Origin of the sequence: Methylocystis sp. (assembly GCF_051062815.1) — a bacterium.
GTDB lineage: Bacteria > Pseudomonadota > Alphaproteobacteria > Rhizobiales > Beijerinckiaceae > Methylocystis.
This window is the reverse complement of record NZ_JBPFDU010000096.1, coordinates 1-21,812: the sequence shown is the minus strand read 5'-3', so window position 1 is coordinate 21,812 and position 21,812 is coordinate 1. Positions and strand designations below refer to the sequence as shown.

The 21,812-nt window shown below is 65.1% G+C and carries 22 protein-coding genes; 17 read left to right on the top strand and 5 right to left on the bottom strand.

Annotation, left to right across the window (positions count from 1 at the left end; all coding sequences use genetic code 11):
• The first annotated feature begins 319 nt into the window (after positions 1-319).
• Genes ACR65W_RS19935 through dnaQ form a run of 3 tightly spaced genes read left to right on the top strand, consistent with a single transcriptional unit; the run spans position 320 to position 2,268 of the window.
• A complete protein-coding gene (locus ACR65W_RS19935; protein WP_434501337.1) occupies positions 320-946 on the top strand; it encodes a Maf family protein in 627 nt (208 codons plus the stop codon).
• Between the two features lie 11 nt (positions 947-957).
• The gene (gene coaE / locus ACR65W_RS19930) at positions 958-1,548 is read left to right on the top strand and encodes a dephospho-CoA kinase (RefSeq protein WP_434501344.1); all 591 of its coding nucleotides are present in this window, start codon (positions 958-960) and stop codon (positions 1,546-1,548) included.
• A 3-nt stretch (positions 1,549-1,551) separates the two neighbouring features.
• A complete protein-coding gene (gene dnaQ, locus ACR65W_RS19925) occupies positions 1,552-2,268 on the top strand; it encodes a DNA polymerase III subunit epsilon (protein ID WP_434501336.1) in 717 nt (238 codons plus the stop codon).
• On the opposite strand, the gene secB is transcribed toward dnaQ, so the two are convergent.
• A complete protein-coding gene (gene secB / locus ACR65W_RS19920; RefSeq protein WP_434501335.1) occupies positions 2,265-2,753 on the bottom strand; it encodes a protein-export chaperone SecB in 489 nt (162 codons plus the stop codon). The genes dnaQ and secB overlap by 4 nt on opposite strands.
• A gap of 85 nt (positions 2,754-2,838) precedes the next feature.
• The gene (locus tag ACR65W_RS19915; protein ID WP_434501334.1) at positions 2,839-3,294 is read right to left on the bottom strand and encodes an FxsA family protein; all 456 of its coding nucleotides are present in this window, start codon (positions 3,292-3,294) and stop codon (positions 2,839-2,841) included.
• A gap of 114 nt (positions 3,295-3,408) precedes the next feature.
• On the opposite strand from ACR65W_RS19915, the gene ACR65W_RS19910 reads away from it, so the two are divergent.
• Genes ACR65W_RS19910 through ACR65W_RS19900 form a run of 3 tightly spaced genes read left to right on the top strand, consistent with a single transcriptional unit; the run spans position 3,409 to position 5,776 of the window.
• The gene (locus ACR65W_RS19910; RefSeq protein WP_434501333.1) at positions 3,409-4,110 is read left to right on the top strand and encodes a Tim44/TimA family putative adaptor protein; all 702 of its coding nucleotides are present in this window, start codon (positions 3,409-3,411) and stop codon (positions 4,108-4,110) included.
• 2 nt (positions 4,111-4,112) lie between these two features.
• On the top strand, positions 4,113-5,228 hold the full coding sequence (gene mltA / locus ACR65W_RS19905; protein WP_434501332.1) for a murein transglycosylase A: 1,116 nt from the start codon (positions 4,113-4,115) through the stop codon (positions 5,226-5,228).
• The gene (locus ACR65W_RS19900; protein WP_434501331.1) at positions 5,225-5,776 is read left to right on the top strand and encodes a Smr/MutS family protein; all 552 of its coding nucleotides are present in this window, start codon (positions 5,225-5,227) and stop codon (positions 5,774-5,776) included. The genes mltA and ACR65W_RS19900 overlap by 4 nt, the downstream gene beginning before the upstream one ends.
• On the opposite strand, the gene ACR65W_RS19895 is transcribed toward ACR65W_RS19900, so the two are convergent.
• The 3 genes from ACR65W_RS19895 to ACR65W_RS19885 form a co-directional block, all read right to left on the bottom strand.
• The gene (locus ACR65W_RS19895; protein WP_434501330.1) at positions 5,773-7,152 is read right to left on the bottom strand and encodes a heme biosynthesis protein HemY; all 1,380 of its coding nucleotides are present in this window, start codon (positions 7,150-7,152) and stop codon (positions 5,773-5,775) included. The two genes, ACR65W_RS19900 and ACR65W_RS19895, sit on opposite strands and share 4 nt — an antisense overlap.
• 15 nt (positions 7,153-7,167) lie before the next feature.
• Complete coding sequence (locus tag ACR65W_RS19890) at positions 7,168-8,541, bottom strand: COG4223 family protein (protein ID WP_434501329.1); 1,374 nt, start codon at positions 8,539-8,541, stop codon at positions 7,168-7,170.
• Positions 8,542-8,607: 66 nt separating this feature from the next.
• Complete coding sequence (locus tag ACR65W_RS19885; RefSeq protein WP_434501328.1) at positions 8,608-9,477, bottom strand: HpcH/HpaI aldolase/citrate lyase family protein; 870 nt, start codon at positions 9,475-9,477, stop codon at positions 8,608-8,610.
• 149 nt (positions 9,478-9,626) lie between these two features.
• Here ACR65W_RS19885 and ACR65W_RS19880 point away from each other — a divergent pair, with 149 nt between their 5' ends.
• The 11 genes from ACR65W_RS19880 to ACR65W_RS19830 all read left to right on the top strand — a co-directional run.
• Complete coding sequence (locus tag ACR65W_RS19880; RefSeq protein ID WP_434501327.1) at positions 9,627-10,343, top strand: carbonic anhydrase; 717 nt, start codon at positions 9,627-9,629, stop codon at positions 10,341-10,343.
• The gene (locus ACR65W_RS19875) at positions 10,340-11,248 is read left to right on the top strand and encodes a TIGR01459 family HAD-type hydrolase (protein ID WP_434501326.1); all 909 of its coding nucleotides are present in this window, start codon (positions 10,340-10,342) and stop codon (positions 11,246-11,248) included. The genes ACR65W_RS19880 and ACR65W_RS19875 overlap by 4 nt, the downstream gene beginning before the upstream one ends.
• 61 nt (positions 11,249-11,309) lie before the next feature.
• On the top strand, positions 11,310-11,795 hold the full coding sequence (locus ACR65W_RS19870; protein WP_434501325.1) for a MaoC family dehydratase: 486 nt from the start codon (positions 11,310-11,312) through the stop codon (positions 11,793-11,795).
• 17 nt (positions 11,796-11,812) lie between these two features.
• Positions 11,813-12,784, top strand: a complete 972-nt coding sequence (locus ACR65W_RS19865) for a bifunctional riboflavin kinase/FAD synthetase (protein ID WP_434501324.1) — start codon at positions 11,813-11,815, stop codon at positions 12,782-12,784.
• 64 nt (positions 12,785-12,848) lie between these two features.
• Positions 12,849-13,121: a hypothetical protein gene (locus tag ACR65W_RS19860; RefSeq protein ID WP_123174463.1), complete on the top strand. Its 273-nt coding sequence runs from the start codon at positions 12,849-12,851 to the stop codon at positions 13,119-13,121.
• A gap of 334 nt (positions 13,122-13,455) precedes the next feature.
• A complete protein-coding gene (gene ileS / locus ACR65W_RS19855) occupies positions 13,456-16,554 on the top strand; it encodes an isoleucine--tRNA ligase (RefSeq protein WP_434503046.1) in 3,099 nt (1,032 codons plus the stop codon).
• Between the two features lie 229 nt (positions 16,555-16,783).
• Positions 16,784-18,211 carry a lipopolysaccharide biosynthesis protein gene (locus tag ACR65W_RS19850; RefSeq protein ID WP_434499580.1) on the top strand — a complete coding sequence of 476 codons (1,428 nt, stop codon included), beginning with the start codon at positions 16,784-16,786 and terminating at the stop codon, positions 18,209-18,211.
• A gap of 55 nt (positions 18,212-18,266) precedes the next feature.
• Positions 18,267-19,085: a rhomboid family intramembrane serine protease gene (locus ACR65W_RS19845; RefSeq protein WP_434499581.1), complete on the top strand. Its 819-nt coding sequence runs from the start codon at positions 18,267-18,269 to the stop codon at positions 19,083-19,085.
• Positions 19,086-19,229: 144 nt separating this feature from the next.
• Positions 19,230-19,976 carry an electron transfer flavoprotein subunit beta/FixA family protein gene (locus ACR65W_RS19840; protein ID WP_256033201.1) on the top strand — a complete coding sequence of 249 codons (747 nt, stop codon included), beginning with the start codon at positions 19,230-19,232 and terminating at the stop codon, positions 19,974-19,976.
• 2 nt (positions 19,977-19,978) lie between these two features.
• The gene (locus tag ACR65W_RS19835; protein ID WP_434499582.1) at positions 19,979-20,923 is read left to right on the top strand and encodes an electron transfer flavoprotein subunit alpha/FixB family protein; all 945 of its coding nucleotides are present in this window, start codon (positions 19,979-19,981) and stop codon (positions 20,921-20,923) included.
• A gap of 203 nt (positions 20,924-21,126) precedes the next feature.
• Positions 21,127-21,812 (top strand): 3-hydroxyacyl-CoA dehydrogenase NAD-binding domain-containing protein (locus ACR65W_RS19830; RefSeq protein WP_434503044.1); only part of this gene is annotated, 686 nt, incomplete at its 3' end.

Below are 21,812 nucleotides of genomic sequence, written 5' to 3'. Positions count from 1 at the left end.
AACTGATTCTTCATCTATATCGCGGAGGGGACGAAAGTTAATTTTCATTAACCAGTCGCCCACAGGCGAGCCGCGAAGACCCGGTCCCGCCGGCCATTACGGGAAAATTCCAGTCAGCGAACGGAATCATGGATATATCGCGATTTCTCGGTGCAAGTGATTGTGGATGGCCTGTGAATCCCTTCTGTACCGGCGTCGGCGGGAATCCGTTCGACAGGGCTTCTCCTGTTGAGCGTTGGGGGACCCTATGCCCGCTAACCGAAGCGGAGCGTTTTTTGAGCGCGCTTTATCCCCGCTCTTCGGCTTTCGCGGGAGGGCTGTGGACGTGACCGCGAGATCAACATCGACCTTCTGGCGCGAATCGGCGCCGCTGATTCTCGCCTCGAAAAGCGCCGGCCGCCGGCAGGCGCTGCTGCATTCGGGTGTTCCTTTCGAGATAATTCCCGCGAATGTTGACGAACGGGCGATCGAATCGCGGCTCGACGGCGCCGACGCCGACGCGATCGCTTTAGCGTTGGCCCGCGCCAAGGCGCTCGCCATTTCCGCCGAAGGCCGGCTCGTGCTCGGCGCCGATCAGGTCGCAAGCTGCGAAGGCAGGATATTCGGCAAGCCGGCGAATATGCAGGAAGCCGAAACGCTCCTGCGGTTCCTCTCCGGGCGGCGGCATCGCCTGCATTCGGCGATCGCCCTGGCGCGCGACGGCGCCGTCGTCTTTGCGACGGTCGGCGTCGCTGACCTCACCATGCGCACGCTGAGCGAGGACTTCATTGCCGCTTATCTGACGGTGGTCGGAGAGAATGCGCTGACTTCGGCCGGCGCCTATCAGATCGAAGGCCTCGGCGCGCAACTCTTCTCCAAGGTCGAAGGCGATTGCTGGACCATCATGGGGCTTCCGCTGCTGGAGCTCCTTGAGGCGCTTCGGCGTGAAGGGGCGCTCCTTTCGTGACAAAGCCAAAAATATTGCGCGTCGGGCTGACCGGGTCGATCGGCATGGGAAAGTCGACGACGGCCGACATGTTTCGCGCCGAAGGCATCGCGGTTCTCGATTCCGATCAGCTCGTGCATGATCTCTATAAAGGACCGGCGGCGGCCGAGATTGACCGTGTGTTTCCCGGCGTCGTCGTCAATGGCGTCGTTGACCGTCGCCGGCTTGCCGCCCGCGTTCTTGACGATCCCGCTGCGCTCAAGCGGCTGGAAGCGATCGTGCATCCGATGGTGTGGGCGGCGCGCGACGCTCTGATCGAAGAACGTCGCGATCAGGGCGACCGCATCGTCGTCTTCGACATCCCGCTGCTGTTCGAAACCGGCGCCGAAAAGGATTTCGATGTCATCGTCGTCGTCACCGCGCCGGAAGATGCGCAAAAAGCCCGCGTTCTTGCCCGGGAGGGCATGACGACCGAGAAATTCGCGTCCATTCTGTCGAAGCAGACGCCTGATTCAGAAAAGCGCGCCCGCGCCGATTTCGTGGTTCATACCGACCGAGGTCTGGACGCAGCGCGCCAAGAGGTGCGAAACATCGTGAAAGCGCTTGAAGCGCGGCTCGGGTGAAAAATGCGCGAGATCGTTCTCGACACTGAAACGACGGGGCTTGACCCCTCGAGCGGGCATCGCGTGGTCGAAATCGGCGCCGTCGAGATTTCCAATCTCATCCCGACGGGCAGGCATTTCCACTGCTACATCGATCCCGAGCGCGACATGCCGGACGAGGCCTTCCGGGTGCATGGCCTCTCGCGCGAATTTCTGGCGCAGCATAAGGTCTTCAAGGAAATCGCGGCCGAATTTCTCGACTTTATCGAGGATGCGCCGCTCGTCATTCACAACGCCGAATTCGACACGCGCTTTCTCAACGCCGAATTCGCGCTCATGAATTTGCCGCCGCTCGGCGGCGCGCGCATCATCGACACGCTCGCCATGGCCCGACGCCGCCATCCTGGCGGCGCCAACTCGCTCGACGCCTTGTGTCAGCGCTACGCCATCGACCTCTCGCGGCGCGAGAAACACGGCGCCCTGCTCGACGCTAATCTCCTCGCCGAGGTCTACGCCGAGCTTTGTGGCGGACGGCAGTCGGCGCTGTCGCTTCAGACGGTTCACGCGGTGCGCATCGCCGCGTCGAACGATCTGCTGCGCCGTCGCCCCGAGCCGCTCCCGCCGCGGTTAAGCGCGGCTGAAAAGACGGCCCATCTTGTCTTTGTCGCGACGATCAAATCGCCGATCTGGGATCGCTATCTCGCAAGCGACGAAGATACAGCGCCGAGCGCCGCTGGCTAATTGCCCTGAGTAGCGCTCTGGGCGCCCGCTTCGGCGGCCTTTTGCTGATAGAGCGCGACGAAGTCGATCGGATCGATATAGAGCGGCGGATAGCCGCCCTTGCTCGTCGCGTCGGCCACAAGTTGGCGCACGAAGGGAAACAGCATGCGCGGGCATTCGATCATGACGATCGGATGCACCTGCTCTTCGGGAATGTTCATCAGTCGGAACACGCCGCCATATTCAAGGTCGAGCTTGAAAAGGAGTCCGTCTCCCTCGCCGGCCTTGCAGTCGAGCATCAGACTGACTTCGAAGTCGGTCGGCGCCAGTTGCTTGGCGTTGACGTTGACCTGAATCGAGATGTTTGGCGCCTTCTCCTGCGCGCCGAGCGAGCGCGGCGCATTGGGATTCTCGAAGGAGAAATCCTTCAGATATTGAGCAAGCGAATTGAGGGCCGGAGCGCCGCCCGGCGCTCCTTGCGCGCCGTTGCCATTGGTGTCGGTCATCTAGGATCTCCAGCAAAGCCGTTGTCATGAGAATTCGCGCCCGCCTAACACGTCTGTCAGAAGCGAACAAGGCGTTGCGCCGGTCCTACTTCGCTGTGCTTCGGCGCGGCCTTCCCCCGGAGCTGCGCGCTTCGCGCCGCCATTCGCGCGGGTCGAGGTCGATGATTCGCGGGTCCGCGCTCCCCGACCGCGCCCGCAGCCGCCGCGCCAGGCTCTGCCGCACAGACGGGGACTTCAGCGCCAGCCCGACGAAATCCGAGGCGAAGCCTGGAAAAATGAGCAGGATCGAGGCGAGCGCCTGCATCGCGCCGTCCAGCATGGCCCCATCGAGCATGGCGGAGCTTTCGCCTTTCGCCTTGGCGGCTAATCCGGCGCGGACAAAATCGAGGAGGCGCCGCACGTCGGAGAGGCCAAGCAGCGAAGCGCCGATGGCGAGCGCGATCGCCGCGAGAAGCCCGACGGCGCGGACGACGAGCGCGAAACAGAGAATTTCCAGCACGATCCATGTTGCGAGGACGGCGCCGACAAGCTTAGATTTCACCGAATCATCCGATCTTTGGGGCGCTACCCGCCCGCGGCGATACGCCCGCCCCTTGATTCGTGACATGTACGAAGCGACATGATAGCCGACGACAAATTTATTCGGGAGTTGCCAATGCCGGCCTCCGGCGATCTCTTCGATCCCAGCCTTATCGTTTTCGCGGCGCTCGCGGTTTTCGTCATCTGGAAACTGCGCTCGGTGCTCGGAATGCGGGTGGATCGCGATACGCCGCCCCCGGCGCGCTTCGCGCCCCGCGGTCCGGCCCCCGCGGCGGTCGCGCCCGCGTCGAGCGTCGCGCCGCTCGCTGAAGCGCGCTCGCGCCCCACTGGCGCCGACCGTTGGGAGGGCGTCGCCGAGAAAGGCGTCGCCTCCGCTTGGACCGGCCTCGACGCCGTGGCGGCGTCGGATCCCAATTTCGACGGCAAATCCTTCGTGAGCGGCGCGCGCCGCGCTTATGAACTCATCGTCACGGCCTTCGCCAAGGGCGACCGGGAAACCTTGAAGCCGCTCCTGGCGCAGGACGTCTTCAATGGATTTTCGGCGGAGATCGCCCGGCGTGAGCAGCAGGGCGAAAGCATGGAGACCGCCGTGGTCGCGATCGACTCGGCGACGGTCGACGCCGCCCGCGCCGTCGGCGGCCGCAATGAGGTGACGGTGCGTTTCGTCGTTCGGCTGATGAGCGTGCGGCGTGACAAGGCCGGCGAAACGATCGACGGCGGGCAGACGCGCAAAGTCGTCGAGCGCTGGACCTTTGCGCGCGAAGCGAAGGCGAACGATCCCAATTGGAAGCTCGTCGCGACGCAAACCGAAGACTGAGCATGTCGCGGAATGCGCCGCCGTTTTCCGCTTCCGATCTGCTGCAAAAGATAGAATTTGAAGAGATCGACGGCTTTGCGGCCGACGATCTCGCCACCGCTTTCGACGCCTTCCGACGCTCCGCCGAGATCATTGGCGCCAAGGCGCAAGAGCAACGTAGCGCCGTCGCGCCTCCCCCCGCCCTCGCCGCCGCCGCTCGCGCGGCGCTCGGCGCCATTGATCATCCTGGCCGCTTCTTTCAGGATTGGTTTCGCCCTCACGCCATCAAGACGCATGGCTTCGTCACCGCCTATTACGAGGTGGAGGTCGACGCCAGATTGTCGCCCGCGCCGGGCTTCACGACCCCGGTCCTGTCGCGTCCGCGCGATCTCGTCACTTTGAACGAATCGCCGCTCTCGCTGCCCTCCGGCGAGACGCTGACGAGCGCGCGACGGCAGGCCGATGGCGCGCTCGTGCCCTATCCGGATCGGCGCGCAATCGAAGAAGAAGGCGCGGCGCCGAGCGCGCATCCTCTCGCCTATGTTCGCGACCCGGTCGAATTGTTCCTCATCCAGGTGCAGGGTTCGGCGCGGCTGCGACTGCCGGGCGGCGGCGTCATGGCGCTGACCTATGCGGGGCGCAACGGCTGGCCCTATACGTCCGTCGGCCGGCTGATGATTGAGCGCGGCTTGGCGACGAAAGCCGAGATGTCGCTCGATCTGATGAAGGAGACATTGCGGCGGCTCGGCGCCGGTCCCGGCGAAGCGGGACGCCGGTTGATGCAGGAGAATCGTTCCTATGTGTTCTTCCAGATCGATGCGTCGGAGCGGCGCCGGATCGGCCCGATCGGCGGGCAGGGCGCGCCGCTGACGCCGTTCCGGTCGATCGCCGTCGACCGCTCGATCTGGTGCTACGGCCTGCCGTTCTGGATTGCTGCGCGAATTCCATGGCAAGGAGAGGCGGAAACGCCATTTCGTCGACTGATGATCGCGCAGGACACCGGATCTGCCATAATTGGTCCTGCGCGCGCCGATCTTTTTTTCGGCGCGGGCGAAGCGGCGGGCCGGCGCGCCGGCGACATTCGGCACGCCGCCGAAATGATTGTGCTGCTGCCGAAGGACGTTGGGGACGATCCGTGAGCGAGGAGAATTCCCGCCGATATGCGCGCCGGCTGTCGCAGGCCGAAGCCGAGCTTTGGATGATTGCGACGGCTGACGTTCGACCTGCTCGGGCGCGTCCAAGAAAGCCCGCGCCGCCGCCGCCGGTGGCCGAAGGCCCCGCGCCCTTGTCGCCTTCGGGGCCTTCGGCGGTCTGCGATCGCCCAGGGGCTCCCAAGCCTCCGCCGCGGCCGATCGACATCGACCCGCGCACCTTCGTGAAGATCAAGCGCGGCAGGATTGACGTCGACGCCAAGCTCGATCTTCACGGGCTGCGGCAGGCGGAGGCGCAGCGCTCGCTAACGGCTTTCCTGCGCAGATGTCAGGCGAATGGCGCGCGAATCGCGATCATCGTGACGGGCAAGGGGCTGACGCGGGACGAAGGCGGCGTGCTGCGCCGCGTCGTGCCGATGTGGCTCGAAGCGCCGAATCTGCGCGACGTCGTCGTTGGGTTCGGCGAAGCCGCGCGCCATCACGGCGGCGAAGGCGCGCTCTATGTGCGCATCCGCCGCGCCGATCGCGGACGCTAGACCTCGGCCGCTGGCAGCGCCACGGGTTCGGCGGGACGGGTCAAAAAGGCGGCCGGAATGTTTGGCTTGCCTTCTTCGGTCAGATGTTGCGCGGAGTCCGGCGGCGGCTTCCATTCGAAAGCGTCGAGCCGTCCGGTGACCGGCGACATCGGCAGCCAGTTCTTGGAGACGACGCCATCAGCGATCCAGACAGGGTCGCGCGGCGCGCGCGATCCGCGGGCGAGCCATTCGCGCACCGGACCTGACGGTCCCTGCTCTCCGTCTTCGATCTCCGCCATCATCAGACAGGTGTGCGCCGTCGGATGACGGCCGGCGGCGATGAGCGGCGCGAGCGCGTCGCGGGCCTTGGCGAAGTCGCGCGCCGACAGCGCGACCTCCGCGACGATATGCCGGCTCTCCGGCGCGTTGGGGGCGGCGCGGGCGAGCCTCTCCACCCGCGCGAGCTTCGTCATATTCGATTCGCCCGACAGCGCCTCGAGATAGGCGGCGGCGAGGTCCGGATGCGGTTTCGTCGCCCAGACCGTTTCAATCATCTTCAGCGCCTGCTTCCGGTCGCCATGGCGGACGAGCACCCGCGCCGCGGCGACGGCGGCGGGCGCAAAGCCCGGCCGGCGCTTCAACGCCTGGCGTGCGAGATGCAGCGCGTCATGCGGATGGTCGCGCTCCTTCTCCATCGCCATGGCGGTTTCGATCACGGCGCGGAGGTTCTGCGCCGTCGGCGCGTCGATCGCCTTGGCAGTCAGACTGGCCTCGATCGCCTCGCGCGCCTTTTGCCAGTCGCCCTGCGCGGCGAGATGTTCGAGCATCGCGGCGCCCGCCCAAGGCACTGGCGCGATGTCATGCGCCTCCTTGGCGAAATGATGCGCGGCGTCGGCGTCCTCGCGTCGGCGCGCCTCGATATGCAGCCCGCGCAACCCGAGCAGCTTTGTCTCCGGCTTCAACGTCATCTTGTGGAAGGTCTCTTCCGCAACCCGCCGATCGCCGGCGAGCTGCGCCGCCTGGGCCTTCAAAACCTGTGTGAGCGGCTCGCTCGGCAGCAGCCGTTCGGCGACATGCGCGGCCTTGCGGGCGCGGGCGGCGTCGCCGGAGCCGACGGCGATCAATCCCTGCGAAAGCGCGTCGAATCCCTTGTCCCGGCGCTTCAGCCGCGACCCGCCGCTCCAACGGCCAGGTAGCCGCAGCAGCGCCATGGCGATCGCCCAGAGGACGACCGTCGCGGCGATGACCAGCAGTAGACCCGCCACCGCCACCGGTATCGACGCTTCGAACTGATAGCCGGCGAAATCCAGCGTGAGCGACCCGGGCTGTTCGATCAGCCATTCGAGTCCATAGGCGACCGCGGCAAGCGCGATGATGAAGAACAGGAGAAACAGCATGGCGATGGATCCCGCTTACTCTTTCGTTGCGCCGAGCGCGGCGATCGCGCCATGCAGCAGATCGTCGGCCGCCCGTCCTGCGTCGACGCGGGCGCGCAAGGTCGCGCCGAAGTCCTTGGCTTCGTTCTGGGCCGCTTCGGGAAGCGCCGCGAAAACGGCGCTCGCCTGAGCGAGATCGCCATGGGCGAGCGCCGCTTCGATGTGAGCGACTTTTTCTTCCACCGTCTGAGCCTCGGTCGTCGGCGCTTGACCGGAGGGACGAACGCGCACGAGTTTGCTGGCGCCCTTCATCAGATGCTCTGTAAGATCGCCGGATGCGCCGCTCTCAAGCGCGTGAATGCGCTTGGCGGCCGGCGCGAAGTCCGCCTTCAATTGCGCCGCCGTCGGCGCGCCCTTTTCCGCTAATGGCGAGAGGGCCGCCAACGCGGCGGAGTCGGCGCCAAGCCGCGTCAGCGCCTTCGTCTCGACAGCATAGGGCCGGCCCGCCTCCAACTCGCGTTGAAGCGCATAGGCGACGACGACAATCGCCGCCGGTCCGTCTGGCGTTTTGGCCGCCGTAGTCTCTGGCGCCGCGCGCGTCTCGCCCTTCGGGGACTCGACGCGCTCGCGCAGCGCCTTGATTTCTTCGCCGAGCTCGTCGATGCGGCCTTCAAGCGCGGTCACCTGCTCGCTGGCGGTTAGCGCCCCGCGTTCGCCCTGTTCGGCGGGAGCCGTGGGAGTTGTGGGAGTTGTGGGCGACGGGCTCGCCTTCACCGCCGCTTCGGCGGTGGTCTTGGCGGCGTTGGCGGCCGTCTCGGCGGCTTCGGAGGCGCGCAAGGCGCGTTGCGCCAGGTCTTCGGCCGAATCGACGCGGCCCTGCAACGCCGCGACCGCCGCTTTTTGCGATTCTATGGCGGCGTTCTGCGATTCAATGGCGGCGTTCGGCGCCGGCGTGGACGGCGCCAGCGGCGCCTGTTCGACCGCCGTTTCAGCAGGCTTCGCCGGCGCGGAGGAGGGCGGAGGCGCTTCCGCGCCGCTCGTGGGCGAATCGGTTGGCGGAGGCTCAGGCGAGATCGCCGTCGTCTGCGTCGGTTCGCCGCCGCCCACCAGCGAGCGAACCCGGTCTTTCAGCCCTCCTAAGGCCCCGCTCGCCTGATCGACGTAAGGCTCGGCATAGTCCGCGACGACCTTCAGCCGCTCGTCTCGGTCCTTGAACGCGATGGCCGCGTAAAGAGCCGCGCCCGCGATGAGGACGAGCAGCAGCAGCGTCGACGCCAGCCGTCCGAAGAAGGAGCGCCGCTTGCGTCTGACCGGCGGCGGAGGCGGCGGTTCAGACGGCGATTCTGTATAATCGATGGGCGCTTCCGAAGATTCGACGCGCTTCGGTTCTTCGTCGTTCGGCAAGACCATTGGCTCATCCTTGCTGTCCCGCATCCTTATAGTTGATGCGTTCGGCGCCCGCAAAACAGGCGGCCGTCAGCCTGACGCCTCGACAAGCTGCAACGTGCGGCGCGCAATGTCGAGATGCAGACGTTCGACCATCTTCCCGTCGATCTGCACCACGCCCTTGTCGGCGTTTTCCGGTTCGTCGAACACGGCGATGATCCGGCGGGCGAAATCGACCTCCTCGGCGCTCGGCGCGAAAATTTCATTCACCGGATCAATCTGGCCGGGATGAATGAGCATTTTTCCGTCGAAGCCGAAGTCGCGCCCCTGCTCCGCCTCGCGGCGAAGGCCGTCGAGATCATTGAAGTCGTTGTAAATCCCGTCGATGATCTCGATGTTGTGGACCCGCGCCGCAAGCACGCCGGCCGAAAGCCAGGACAACAGCGCCGGCCGTCCGGGCGTGAGCCGCGCACGCGTCGATTTGGCGATGTCATTGGGGCCAAGCACCAGGACCTCGAGTCGCGAAGCCCGATCGTCTGCGGCGCTGGCGATTTTATCGATGTCCAAGACGGCGCGCGGCGTCTCGATCATCGCCCAGAGGCGCGTCTTATACGGGGCGCCGGCGGCGACGAGATCGGCGGCCGCCTTCAAAATCTCGTCGCGCGAACTGACCTTGGGAATGACGATCCCGTCTGGGCCGAGCGGCGCGATGGCGGCGATGTCGGGCTTATACCACTCGGAGCCGCGGGTGTTGACCCGCACGACGAGTTGCCGCGCGCCATAGCCGCCGCCGGCCACCGCCGCCGCGACCTGCGCGCGCGCCGTCGCCTTGGCGGATTCCGCGACCCCGTCCTCAAGCTCGAACATCAGGACGTCGGCGGCGAGCGTCTTACCCTTCTCCAGCGCTCGGGCGCTCGAGCCCGGCATCGCCAGCACGCTGCGCTTTAGTCGGGAAATCATTCAAAACTCCAGCATCGAAACGATTCGGCCTTCTCTTGACCCCGCCGCGTGATCTACACAATAACCCCGGGGTCCGCCATCCGCTTGGCCAAGGTGAACTTAGCCAAGGTGGACCTGGCCGAGGCGGAGGCGCGCGAAGGGAACGTTGAATGGCGGATCACGAGCAGTCGTTCGGCGCGGCCGGTCTGCCGGAAACGCTCATAGAGGGCTATGAGTCCTTCATTCGCGGGCGTTTCCTGGCCGATCACGACCGATTCGAAGAGTTGGCGGTCAGGGGCCAGACGCCCAAAACGATGATCATCAGCTGCTGCGATTCGCGCGTCGCGCCCGAGACCGTCTTCAACGCTGGCCCCGGCGAGCTTTTCGTCTTGCGGAATGTCGCGGCGCTGGTGCCGCCCTACGAGCCCGACGATCATTATCACGGCGCTTCCGCGGCGCTCGAATACGCCGTCATGGCGCTAAAGGTTTCAGACCTCGTGGTGCTCGGACATGGGCAATGCGGCGGGGTGCGCGCCTATGCGGAAATCGCCGCGGATCCCGACGCGCCGCGGCTGAGCCACAGCGACTTTATCGGCGACTGGATCAAAATGCTTGGCCCTGCGGCCGATCGCCTGGGCGTTCGGCCTAATCCCAAGGACGCCGACTATGTGGAGCGCCTGGAGTTCGAGTCGGTGAGGCAGACGCTGCGCAACTTGCGCTCCTTTCCCATGATCCAGGTGCTCGAACATCACCGGCATCTGCGGCTGCACGGCGCCTTGTTTCGCATCATGGACGGGCGATTGTTGCTGCTCGACGAATCGACGGGGGTTTTTAATCCCGTCTGCGACGGAGCCTACGCCGCCGCATTCGCCGAGGCGCGCTTTTGACGGCGGGCGCCTCGGCAGACCGCGGCCGCATTCCGTTCATCGCCGGCCTGCGCGACATCGCCGACGCATATGACGCGATTCTGTGCGACGGCTGGGGCGTGCTGATCGACGGCCGGCGCCACTTCCCGGAAGCCGCTGAGGCCCTGCGGCGCTTTCGCGCGCAGGGCGGGATTGTCGTACTGATCACCAACGCGTCGCGCCCGGACGAAGAAGTGCGCCGCCAGCTCCTGGGCCTCGGCGTTCCGCACGACTGCTTCGACGATCTGCTCTCGGCGGGGGAGCTTGCGCTGCGCGAGATCGTCGCGCGCGCCGGACAGGCGGTCTACCACCTGGGCCCCGCACGCGACGACGGTCTGTTCCGCGCGGCCGCGCGGCGTCTCGGCGCGCCGATCATGCGCGTCGGGCCGCAAGCCGCCGATTACATCGTCTGCACCGGCCTCTTTGACGACCGCAACGAAACGCCCTCGGACTATGACGAACAGCTCGCGGCGCTGAAGGCGCGCGACCTGACGATGCTGTGCGCCAATCCCGATATTGTCGTCGCCATCGGCAATGATCTCGTCTACTGCGCCGGCGCCATCGCCGAACGCTATGCGGCGATCGGCGGCCGCGTTCTGACCTTCGGCAAGCCCCACGCCCCGATCTACGCCGCCGCCCTGGAGCGGCTCAAGAATTTGCGCGGCGGCGAACTCGACAAGACGCGCACGCTGGCGATCGGCGACGGCGCCTTCACCGACCTTGCCGGCGCGGGCCGCGCCGGGCTCGACTGCCTCTTCATCATTCATGGCGTGCATCGCGCCGAGCTGCATCCCGGCGGCGGCGCGCTGGACGAAGCGGCGCTCGAATCGCTCTTCGCGCGCGCCGGGGCCCGTCCTAAGGCTTTGGCTCGCGAGCTTTTCTGGTAAAAGGGGGCTGCGCAGGCCTCTCCTGCGGTCACGATCCGCGACGCAACTTTCCGGTGGCTCCATGTCGACGCCGTTCAAAATCTACTATTTCGAGGATCTGAGCGTCGGCATGCGCGAGACGCTGATGAAGGCGGTGATGGACGACGACGTCATCGCCTTCGCCGATCTTTCCGGCGACCGCAATCCGATTCATCTCTCGGATCACTTCGCCTCGAAGACGCGCTTTGGCGAGCGCATCGTCCATGGCCTATATACGGCCTCGCTCATTTCGACGGTCATCGGCATGTATCTGCCTGGCCCGGGCGCCGTCTATCTGTCGCAGACGCTGAATTTCCGCGCGCCGGTGAAGATCGGCGACGTCATCACCGTCATTGTCGAGGTGGTGGAGCTGATCGAAAAAGGCCGGCGCGCCAAACTCAAATGCGAATGTCTCGTCGACGGCAAGGTCGTGCTCGACGGCGAGGCCTTCGTCATGGTGCCGAGCCGCGAGCAGGCGATACGCGCCGCAACGCCAGCGCCAGCAGAGGAAAGACCGGCCTCGGCTTAATTCTTCCGGCCCGGGCCGTGTCCGCCTCCTTCATCTTTGCGCGCGACCCTCAAGCGCCGCCGCCTGGACTGGAAGGCGCGGTCGCGGCGGTCGGCAATTTCGACGGGTTGCACAGAGGCCACCGCGGCGTCATCGCTCGGGCCCAGGCGCTCGCCGCGAAACTCTCGCGTCCCTGCATTCTGCTGACCTTCGAACCCCATCCGGCGGATTTTTTTGCGGGGCGGACGGTGATTTTTCGTCTCACGCCGCCAGACGCAAAGGCGGCGCAGGCGGCGCGGCTCGGCCTCGACGGGATCGTCGTGCTCACCTTCGACAAGGACTTCGCGCAGAGCCCGGCGCGCGTCTTCACGCAAGAGATCCTGCACAAGCGCCTGCGGCTTTCGGCGGTCGTCGCGGGCTATGATTTTCGTTTCGGCGCCGGTCGCGAAGGCGGACCGGAGTTCCTGCGCGCCGAAGGCGAACGGCTCGGGATGATCGTGGAGATCGTCGACCGCATCACCCAGGACGAAGAAGGCAGCTTAGAGGCCGTCTCCTCGACGGCGACGCGGGAGGCGCTCGAACGCGGCGACGCGGCGTTGGCCCGCCGGCTTCTCGGCCACCCCTATTTCATTCGCGGCGTCGTGCGCCACGGCGACAAGCGCGGGCGCGCGCTCGGCTTTCCTACCGCCAATATTTCGCTCGATCCCGCCAACCGGCTCAAGCACGGGATCTACGCGGTGACGATCGAGGTCGATGGGAAGGTTCATCAGGGCGTCGCCAGCTTCGGTCGGCGGCCGACCTTTGACAATGGCGCGCCGCTGCTTGAAGTCTTCCTCTTCGATTTCGATGGCGACCTCTATGGCAAGGAGGTGGAAGTCGCCTTCTACGGCTTCATACGGGCCGAAGCGAAATTCGATAGCGTCGAGGCGCTCGTCGAAAGAATGTGCGTCGACGTCGAAGAGGCGCGAAGACGATTGGCCGAAAGCGGCGCGGCGACGCTGGGCGAATGATCTGTTGCCATAACTTGCGCGCGATCTAGCTTGGAGACATCGTCCTCGACAGGAGGGAGCCGTTATGAACGAAGAGCCCAAGGGACGGGTCGAAATCATCTTGCCGGGCGAGGAGACGGACGCCTCCCGGATCTGGGTCGCGACGGGCGCCGGTCGCGTCAAGGTCGTCAAGCTCTCGCCATGGCAGAGCCTGATCGTCACCGCGGCGCTGCTGTTGTTGCTCTTCATCGGGTTCACGCTGCTGTCCGGGGCGTTTCTGGTGTTGCTGGTCATCGCCGTTGTGGCGGGAGGCTTAGCTTATCTCGCCGGACTGCTCGGGCTGAGGCGGCCCCGCTAGGGGCGCCGACCGTCTTTTCCCGTTCGGTTTGCGCTGCTATTAGGGACCAGATGCCTTTCCTGACCGCCATTCGAATTACCGGCCCGGCCTGCGCGAGATCACGCTGCATTTGGGCGCGATCGCCCAAATGCAGATAACGTGATCGATCTAAATAGTTTCGAGCGCGCACTCTGCGAAAAACCGGGTTCCACTTTTTCGCAGCGCGCTCCTGAGCTAAAGGCTCGCGCAGGGTCCGGGTGCGGCGCGATTGGCGCTCTTTCCACAAATCCTCTAATCAGCGCGGCAATAGCGGCGCTTATGGCGCCCGCGTCCGCCCCAGCCGGTTTTCACGACGATGAACGACGACAGCCCGAAAGGGCCCGACTATTCGAAAAGCCTCTATCTGCCGGTCACGGATTTTCCGATGCGCGCCGGCCTGCCGCAGCGCGAGCCGGAAATCCTCAAGCGCTGGGAGACCATCGGCCTGGAGCGAAAGATGCGCGAATCGGGCGAAGGCCGTCCGAAATTCACGCTCCACGACGGCCCGCCCTACGCCAACGGCAATATTCATATCGGCCATGCGCTCAATAAGATCCTCAAGGATCTCGTAACGCGCAGCCAGCGCATGACCGGCAAGGACTGCGTCTATGTGCCGGGCTGGGACTGTCACGGCCTGCCGATCGAATGGAAGATCGAGGAGGAGAATTATCGGGCCAAGGGCAAGCAGAAGCCCGATTTCACCGATCCAGGCGCCATGATCGCCTTCCGGCGCGAATGCCGCGCCTATGCGGAACATTGGCTCGGCGTTCAGCGCGAGGAGTTCAAGCGCTTAGGGGTCGCCGGCGATTGGGGCCATCCCTATTCGACGATGGCTTTTCCGGCGGAAGCGACGATCGCGCGCGAGATCATGAAATTCGCCGCCAGCGGCCTGCTCTATCGCGGCTCCAAGCCGGTGATGTGGAGCGTCGTCGAAAAGACCGCGCTCGCCGAAGCCGAAGTCGAATATGAGGATTATACCAGCGATCAGGTCTGGGTGGCGTTTCCGATCCCGCGGGGCGCCGAGGGCGAACTGAGCGACGCGCGCATCATCATCTGGACGACGACGCCCTGGACGCTTCCCGGCAATCGCGCGATCTCCTTCTCCTCGAAGATCGACTACGGCCTCTATCACGTCACCCATGCGCCCGCAGGCAACTGGGCGCTTCCGGGCGCGACCTTCGTCATCGCCGACAAGCTTGCCAGCGACGCCTTCAAGGCGGCGAAGGTCGATGGCTACGAGCGTTTGCACGACGTGCCCGCCGCGATGCTCGCCGAACTGATCTGCGCGCATCCGCTGGCGCATCTTGGCTATGATTTCGACGTGCCGCTGTTTGATGGCGAACATGTCACCGACGATGCCGGCACGGGCTTCGTGCATACCGCGCCGGGCCATGGCCGCGAGGACTTCGACATCTGGATGGCGCATGTGCGCGCGTTGCAGGCGCGCGGCATCGAGACGCGCATTCCCTATACGGTCGACGAGGACGGCTTCTACACGAAGGACGCGCCGGGCTTTGAAGGCAAGCGCGTCATCACCGACAAGGGCGAGAAGGGCGACGCCAATGAAGCGGTCATCGCCGCGCTGGTTCAGGCCGGCAATCTCATCGCGCGCGGAAAGCTCAAGCATCAATATCCGCATTCGTGGCGCTCGAAGAAGCCGGTGATCTTCCGCAACACGCCGCAATGGTTCATCGCGATGGATAAATCCATCGCGCCGGTCTCGGAGTTCTCTCAGTCGAACCCTCATCCTGAGGAGGCGCGCAGCGCCGTCTCGAAGGACGAAGGTTCGGCGGCCGCATCCTTCGAGACGCGTGCTTCGTACGCTCCTCAGGATGAGGTTCGTGGAAATCAATCGACGCTCCGCGAGATCGCGCTCGAAGAGATCGCCCGCACGCAATGGACGCCGGCGGCGGGCGAGAACCGCATTCGCGGCATGATCGCCAATCGTCCCGATTGGGTCGTCTCGCGCCAGCGCGCCTGGGGCGTGCCAATCGCGGTCTTCGTCAAGAAGGGGACGCATGAGCCGCTTGTCGACGCGCGCGTCAACGCCCGCATCATCGAGGCGTTCGAAAAGGAAGGCGCCGACGCCTGGTATGAAGCGAAGGCCGCCGAGCGATTTCTTTCGCCCGACTATAAGGCGGAAGATTACGAGAAGATCTCCGACGTTCTCGACGTCTGGTTCGATTCAGGCTCGACCCACGCCTTCACGCTCGAAGATCCGCAGCATTTTCCGATGCTCGCCGGCATCCGCCGCAAGCGCGACGGCGGCGAAGACGAGATCATGTATCTTGAAGGCTCCGATCAGCATCGCGGCTGGTTCCATTCCTCGCTCCTCGAAAGTTGCGGCACGCGCGGCCGCGCGCCCTACGACGCCGTGCTGACGCATGGCTTCGTGCTCGACGAGCGGGGGCGCAAAATGTCGAAGTCGCTCGGCAATGTCGTCGCGCCGCAAAAAATCATCGCCGATTCCGGCGCCGACATCATGCGATTGTGGGTCGCCGCGTCCGACTATGCCGACGATCTGCGCGTTGGACCTGAAATCCTCAAGACTTTCGTCGAGCTTTATCGCAAGCTGCGCAACACGAGCCGCTGGATGATCGGCGCGCTGGCGCATTATCAGCCAAATGACGATGCGGCGATGCGCGAGGCGGGAGAGCTTGAACGTCTCATGCTGCATCGTCTGCATCAGCTCGACGAGTCGATCCGCGCGTCCTATGCGACATACGACTACAAGCGCGTCGTCGCGCTGCTCACCCATTTCATGACGAGCGAGCTGTCGGCTTTCTACTTCGACGTGCGCAAGGACGCGCTCTATTGCGATCCGCCCTCGAGCATCAAACGCAAGGCGGCGCTCGCGACCATCGATCGCATCTTCCGCAGCGTCGCGACATGGCTCGCGCCGATTCTCGTCTTCACCGCCGAGGAGGCGTGGCTCGCCCGCTATCCGAATGCGCTATCCGTGCATCTCGAGCATTTTCCCACCATTCCCGACGCATGGCGCGACGACGCGCTTGCCGCCAAATGGGAGAAGATTCGCAAGATCCGCTCGGTCGTCACCGGCGCGCTCGAAATCGAGCGCGCGCAAAAGCGCATCGGCTCTTCGTTAGAGGCGGCGCCGATCGTCTACATCGCGGACGAGTCGTTGCGCGCGGCGTTGGAGGGCGTCGATCTCGCTGAAATCTGCATCGCGTCCGACATTCGCGTTACGCCGGGAGAAGGCCCGCCGGAGGCCTTCCGCCTGCCGGAAGCGCCGGGGGTCGGCGTGGTTTCGCAACGCGCCGCCGGCGTCAAATGCGCGCGCTCGTGGAAATATTTCGATCCCGCGACGGCTGACCCGGATTATCCCGACGTGACGCCGCGCGACGCACAGGCGTTGCGCGAGCTTGTCGCGCTCGGCCGCTGGAGCGCTTTGTGATCCTGGCAAGAGAGACATTGCGCCGACCCGTCGCCCCCTCCCTGTCCCTCCCCCGCTCTCGCAAATCGGGTGTTCCAGATTTGCGCATCGACTCCGAAGTCGGCGACAGCCGACTTCGGATGGGAGAGGGGACGCAAGCGATCGGCGGAGCGCGCGTTCCTTGTCGCGACCCGAGCCTGAATCCCTCTCCCGCGCAGCGGAAGAGGGTTGGGGTGGGGGTTACGCCTAAGTGAACGTTCTTCTCGCATTTCTCGCCAATACGATCGTCAATTTCGTCATCGGCCTCACGGTGGCAAAATTTCTCGGCCCCGAGGAATATGGCCGCTTCGCGCTCGCCTTCTCCATCGCCGTGGTCGTGCAGACGGCGCTCTATGATTGGCTGCGTCTTTCGGCGACGCGCTTTTACTCAAAGCGCACGCGCAACAAAGAGCCGGTGGTGCGCTCGACGCTCGACGCGGCCTTCATCGGTGTCACGCTCTTCCTCACATTGGCCACGGGCATTTATGCGCTTGCCGGGCCGCCGCTCGACTTCGAAACCAATCTCATTCTGCTTGCGCTGCTGACGTCGGTGGCCAATGGGCTTTTCGATTATTGTACCGCTTTGGTGCGCGCGCGTTTTCATGACCACGCCTATGTGCGCCTCATGCTCGTCAAGAATGCGCTGTCGCTTGTCCTGATTGGCGGCGGCGCCTTTATTTTTCACTCGGCCGCCGTGGCGCTCGCTGGCGGCGTCGCGAGCCTGTTCGGCACGGTCATTCTCGGACGTCGCGCGCTGCTCGATCCCGGCGCCGACATTCGCGCCGCCTCGAGTCAGAATGCGCGAGCGCTTGCGGCCTATAGCGCGCCGATCGTGACCGCGCATCTTCTCTATCAGGCGATGCCGCTTGTGGCGCGCTCCATCGTGGCGAGCGTCTTCGGTTTCGCCGAAACCGGCCAGTTCGCGCTGGCCTATGATCTTGGCGTGCGTGCGGTGCAGGCGCTCGGTTCGGCGCTCGACGTGCTCTTGTTTCAGATCGCCGTCGCCGCGCATGAACTCCATGGCGTCGACCGCGCCAAGGAGCAAGTCGCGCGCAACATGGGCATCGTCGTCGCCTTTTTACTGCCGGCGTGCGCCGGCCTCTGGTTCGTCATGCCGTCGATCGAAGCGCTCATCGTGCCGGCGCAATATCGCGGTCCCTTCGGCCATTACCTCGGCCTGCTGCTTCCGGGCCTTTTCGCGATGGGAGTCATTCTATTCGGCGTCAATCCCGTCTTTCAGATCGAAAAGAAGACGGCGCCATTGATGGTCGCGGCGCTTGCGGCGGTCGCCTTCGGCCTGGCGCTGCTCTTGATCCTGCCCTGGGGCGAGGACGCTTCCAATCTCGCGATCGCGCAAGCCGGCGCCTACATCGCGGCGCTTGTGGCGACGGTCTATTTCGCGCTGCGCACGCAGCCGGTCTGGCCGTCGTTCTGGGACATGTTCGCTGCGCTCGTGGCGACGGGCGCAATGTCGCTCGCGCTTACGCCTTTGCGCGAGATGAGTCCGGGCATTCTCACGCTCATCGCTCAGGTCCTGGCCGGAGCGGCCGTTTACGGGCTGCTGACCGTCGCCTTCGACATCGCCGGTCTGGGCGTGCTCGCGACGACGTGGCTCGATCGGCGGTACGTGCGGTCGTGACGCGGCCCGTGGGCGTCGCCATATGTTAGGCTAGCGATTGATAAGGAGCGCGCCAATGGTCATGCCGATCTATGACGACGCGCCGCTGCGCTATTTGCGGCGGCCGATCGTGAATTGGACGCTGATCGCGCTCAATGTCGTTGTATTCCTGGTGGTGCAGAGCGAGATTTTCGGCGATCCGCTGACCGTCGTGCGCGGCTTCGCGATCATCCCGCGCGTGCTCTTCGGCGAGGCCCAGCTCGCCGACTGGATCGTTGGACCGCCGGCTGCGCTGACGCTTGTCACCGCGCTGTTCTTTCATTCGTCGGTGATGCACCTCGGCTCGAACATGCTGTTCCTTTACGTCTTTGGCGACAATGTCGAAGACGCCATGGGTTCGCTGCACTATCTGCTGTTTTATCTTTCCTGCGGCGTCGCCTCCGGCGTGTTCTACATTTACGCAACGCCGCATTCGATCTTGCCGCTCGTCGGCGCGTCGGGCGCGATCTCCGGCGTCTGCGCGGCCTTTTTGCTGCTCCATCCGCGCGCGACGGTCGCCGGAATCTTTCCGCCGCTCTCCTTGGCGCTCGCGCCGATCTGGCTCGGCGCCTGGCTCTCGGGGACGCGCCTGAAGTCGATCCTGGGGCTGCGGGCGCCGCTGTTCTCCTTCGTCGCCTCGGGCTGGCTCTTCGTCGGCGCCTGGATTTTGATGCAGCTCATCAACGCGTCTATGGGCGAGGGCGGCGCGGTCGCCTGGATGGCGCATGTCGGCGGCATCGCCGCGGGTCTGGTGCTGACGCCGATCTTCAAGCGCCGCCGGCACAGGCTTTTTGACCGCGGCGGCGCGTTCGCCCCCGCGCCGCGCGCGCCAGACGTCGGCGACGACGGGCCCTAATCGCGTGGCCGCGGGCGCTTTGTTTGACTTGCGCGCGCCCGCCCGCTACCAGACCGCGCGACGGCTTTAGCCAGAGTGGCGCGCGCGCAAGCGGCGCTCCGACACCGTCTCGCCAAAGGGTCAGAAGGACCAAGGGGTCGCGCGATGAAGATTCTCGTGCCCGTCAAACGGGTCGTCGATTACAACGTCAAGATCAGGGTGAAGGCGGACGGTTCGGGCGTCGATCTCGCCAATGTGAAAATGTCGATGAACCCCTTCGATGAGATCGCCGTCGAAGAGGCGCTGCGGCTCAAGGAGGCCGGCAAGGCGACGGAAGTCATTGTGGTCACGATCGGTCCGGCCAAGGCCGACGAGACCTTGCGCACCGGCCTCGCCATGGGCGCCGACCGGGGCATTCTGGTCAAGACCGACGAGACCGTCGAGCCGCTCGCCGTCGCCAAGATTCTCGCCAAGATCGTCGCAGAGGAACAGCCGCAGCTCGTCATCATGGGCAAGCAGGCGATCGACGACGATTGCAATCAGACGGGCCAGATGCTCGCGGCGCTGCTCGGCTGGGGCCAGGGCGCCTTCGCGTCGAAGGTCGAGATGACAGAGGGCGCCGTCGACGTGACGCGCGAGATCGACGGCGGGCTGCAGACCGTCAGCTTGAAGCTGCCGGCGGTCGTCACCACGGATTTGCGCCTTAACGAGCCGCGCTACGCCTCGCTGCCCAACATCATCAAGGCAAAAAAGAAAGAAGTCGCCGTGAAGTCGCCCGCCGATTATGGCGTCGACATTTCGCCGCGCCTTGAAGTGTTGAAAACCTCCGAGCCAGCGAAGCGCAAGGCGGGCGTCAAGGTCGGCTCGGTCGTCGAACTCGTCGGCAAGCTCAAGGAAGCGGGAGTGCTTTAAAGATGACGATTCTGCTTCTTGCCGAAACCGCCGGCGACGCGATCGCCCCGGCGACCGCCAAGGCGCTCACCGCCGCCAAGGAGATCGGCGGCCCCATTCATGTCCTCATCGTCGGGCCCGGACTGAAGGGCGCGGCCGAGCAGGCGGCGAAGCTCGCCGGCGTCGAGAAGGTCCTGGTCGCCGAAGACGCGTCGCTCGATCATGTCCTGGCCGAGACCGTCGCCGCGCTGATCGTCTCGCTCGCCGGCGCTTATGACGTCATCATCGCGCCGTCGACCTCGGCGACGAAGAATGTGCTGCCGCGCGTCGCGGCGCTGCTCGACGTGATGCAGATCTCGGACATCATCAAGGTCGTGTCGGCCGACACTTTTGAGCGGCCGATCTACGCCGGCAACGCCATCCAGACGGTACGTGCGAAGGACGCAAAGAAAGTGATCACCGTGCGCACCACCGCCTTCGCGGCGGCGCCGGAAGGCGGCGCGGCGCCCGTCGAGGCGATTTCTGCGCCCGCCGATCCCGGCGTTTCCGCCTTCAAGAGCGAAGAGCTGGCGAAGTCGGAGCGCCCCGAGCTCACCTCGGCGCGGATCATTCTCTCCGGCGGGCGCGCGCTCGGGTCGGCGGAGAATTTCCAGAAAGTGCTGGATCCGGTCGCGACGCGGCTGAACGCCGCGATCGGGGCGTCTCGCGCCGCGGTCGACGCCGGCTACGCGCCAAACGACTTGCAGGTGGGGCAGACCGGAAAGGCGGTGGCGCCCGATCTCTACATCGCCGCCGGGATTTCTGGGGCGATCCAGCATCTCGCCGGCATGAAGGATTCGAAGGTGATCGTGGCGATCAACAAGGACGAGGAGGCGCCGATTTTCCAGGTCGCCGACTATGGCCTCGTCGCCGACCTCTTCACGGCCCTGCCGGAGCTCGAGGCCGAGCTGGCGAAGATCGGCCGCTGACTGCGAAAAACGGCCGTCGCTTCGGTCCACATGGTCCGGCGCGGCGGCTGTGAGTTTGGCGGAGCGTCGGGCGCTCGGGGCTCCGCAGTTTCTTTTCTTTGTTTTCTTTGCGAAGGATCGCAAGTTATATTGCACTGCGGCACGCACTCAGCGCGGGCGGGCCGCTTGCTATCCGGCGCGAGCTTGGCTGACGGTGGTAAAAAATGGGCTTCGAAATTCGCAAGATCGGCGTCATCGGCGCGGGCCAGATGGGGAAGGGGATCGCCCATGTCTGCGCGCTTGCCGGCTATGACGTCGCCCTGAACGACATTTCGCAGGAGCGTATCGACGCCGGCATCGCCGATGTCGCCGCGCAGATGCGCCGCGCCGTGGAGCGCGGCCAGATCGACGCCGCGGCGGTCGAACCGGCGCTGGAGCGCATCTCCGGCGCGCCAACAATGGCGGACTTTGGCGACGCCGACATATTGATCGAGGCGGCGACCGAGGTCGAAGACGTCAAGCGAAAGATTCTGACCGAGCTCGCGCAGTTCGCGAAGCCCGGCGCGATCATCAGCTCCAATACGTCATCGATTTCGATCACCCGCCTTGCCGCCGTCACCGGTCGGCCGGAGCGCTTCATCGGCATTCATTTCATGAATCCGGTGCCGCGCATGCAGCTCGTCGAACTCATTCGCGGCATCGCGACCGATGACGTCACTTTCGAGGAGACGAAGGCGTTCGTCGCCAAGCTCGGCAAGACGATCAGCGTTTCGGAGGATTTCCCCGCCTTTATCGTCAACCGCATTCTGCTGCCGATGATCAATGAGGCGATCTACACGCTCTACGAAGGCGTGGGCTCGGTCGACGCCATCGACACGGCGATGAAGCTCGGCGCCAACCACCCGATGGG

What these genes read in the sequence shown, in the direction of transcription:
- secB (WP_434501335.1), bottom strand. Translation starts at nt 2,753, where the DNA reads ATGACCGACACCAATGGCAACGGCGCGCAAGGAGCGCCGGGCGGCGCT.
- ACR65W_RS19835 (WP_434499582.1), top strand. Translation starts at nt 19,979, where the DNA reads ATGACGATTCTGCTTCTTGCCGAAACCGCCGGCGACGCGATCGCCCCG.
- ACR65W_RS19840 (WP_256033201.1), top strand. Translation starts at nt 19,230, where the DNA reads ATGAAGATTCTCGTGCCCGTCAAACGGGTCGTCGATTACAACGTCAAG.
- mltA (WP_434501332.1), top strand. Translation starts at nt 4,113, where the DNA reads ATGTCGCGGAATGCGCCGCCGTTTTCCGCTTCCGATCTGCTGCAAAAG.
- ACR65W_RS19845 (WP_434499581.1), top strand. Translation starts at nt 18,267, where the DNA reads ATGGTCATGCCGATCTATGACGACGCGCCGCTGCGCTATTTGCGGCGG.
- ACR65W_RS19890 (WP_434501329.1), bottom strand. Translation starts at nt 8,541, where the DNA reads ATGGTCTTGCCGAACGACGAAGAACCGAAGCGCGTCGAATCTTCGGAA.
- ACR65W_RS19910 (WP_434501333.1), top strand. Translation starts at nt 3,409, where the DNA reads ATGCCGGCCTCCGGCGATCTCTTCGATCCCAGCCTTATCGTTTTCGCG.
- ACR65W_RS19895 (WP_434501330.1), bottom strand. Translation starts at nt 7,152, where the DNA reads ATGCTGTTTCTCCTGTTCTTCATCATCGCGCTTGCCGCGGTCGCCTAT.
- ACR65W_RS19860 (WP_123174463.1), top strand. Translation starts at nt 12,849, where the DNA reads ATGAACGAAGAGCCCAAGGGACGGGTCGAAATCATCTTGCCGGGCGAG.
- ACR65W_RS19870 (WP_434501325.1), top strand. Translation starts at nt 11,310, where the DNA reads ATGTCGACGCCGTTCAAAATCTACTATTTCGAGGATCTGAGCGTCGGC.
- ileS (WP_434503046.1), top strand. Translation starts at nt 13,456, where the DNA reads ATGAACGACGACAGCCCGAAAGGGCCCGACTATTCGAAAAGCCTCTAT.
- dnaQ (WP_434501336.1), top strand. Translation starts at nt 1,552, where the DNA reads ATGCGCGAGATCGTTCTCGACACTGAAACGACGGGGCTTGACCCCTCG.
- ACR65W_RS19880 (WP_434501327.1), top strand. Translation starts at nt 9,627, where the DNA reads ATGGCGGATCACGAGCAGTCGTTCGGCGCGGCCGGTCTGCCGGAAACG.
- ACR65W_RS19885 (WP_434501328.1), bottom strand. Translation starts at nt 9,477, where the DNA reads ATGATTTCCCGACTAAAGCGCAGCGTGCTGGCGATGCCGGGCTCGAGC.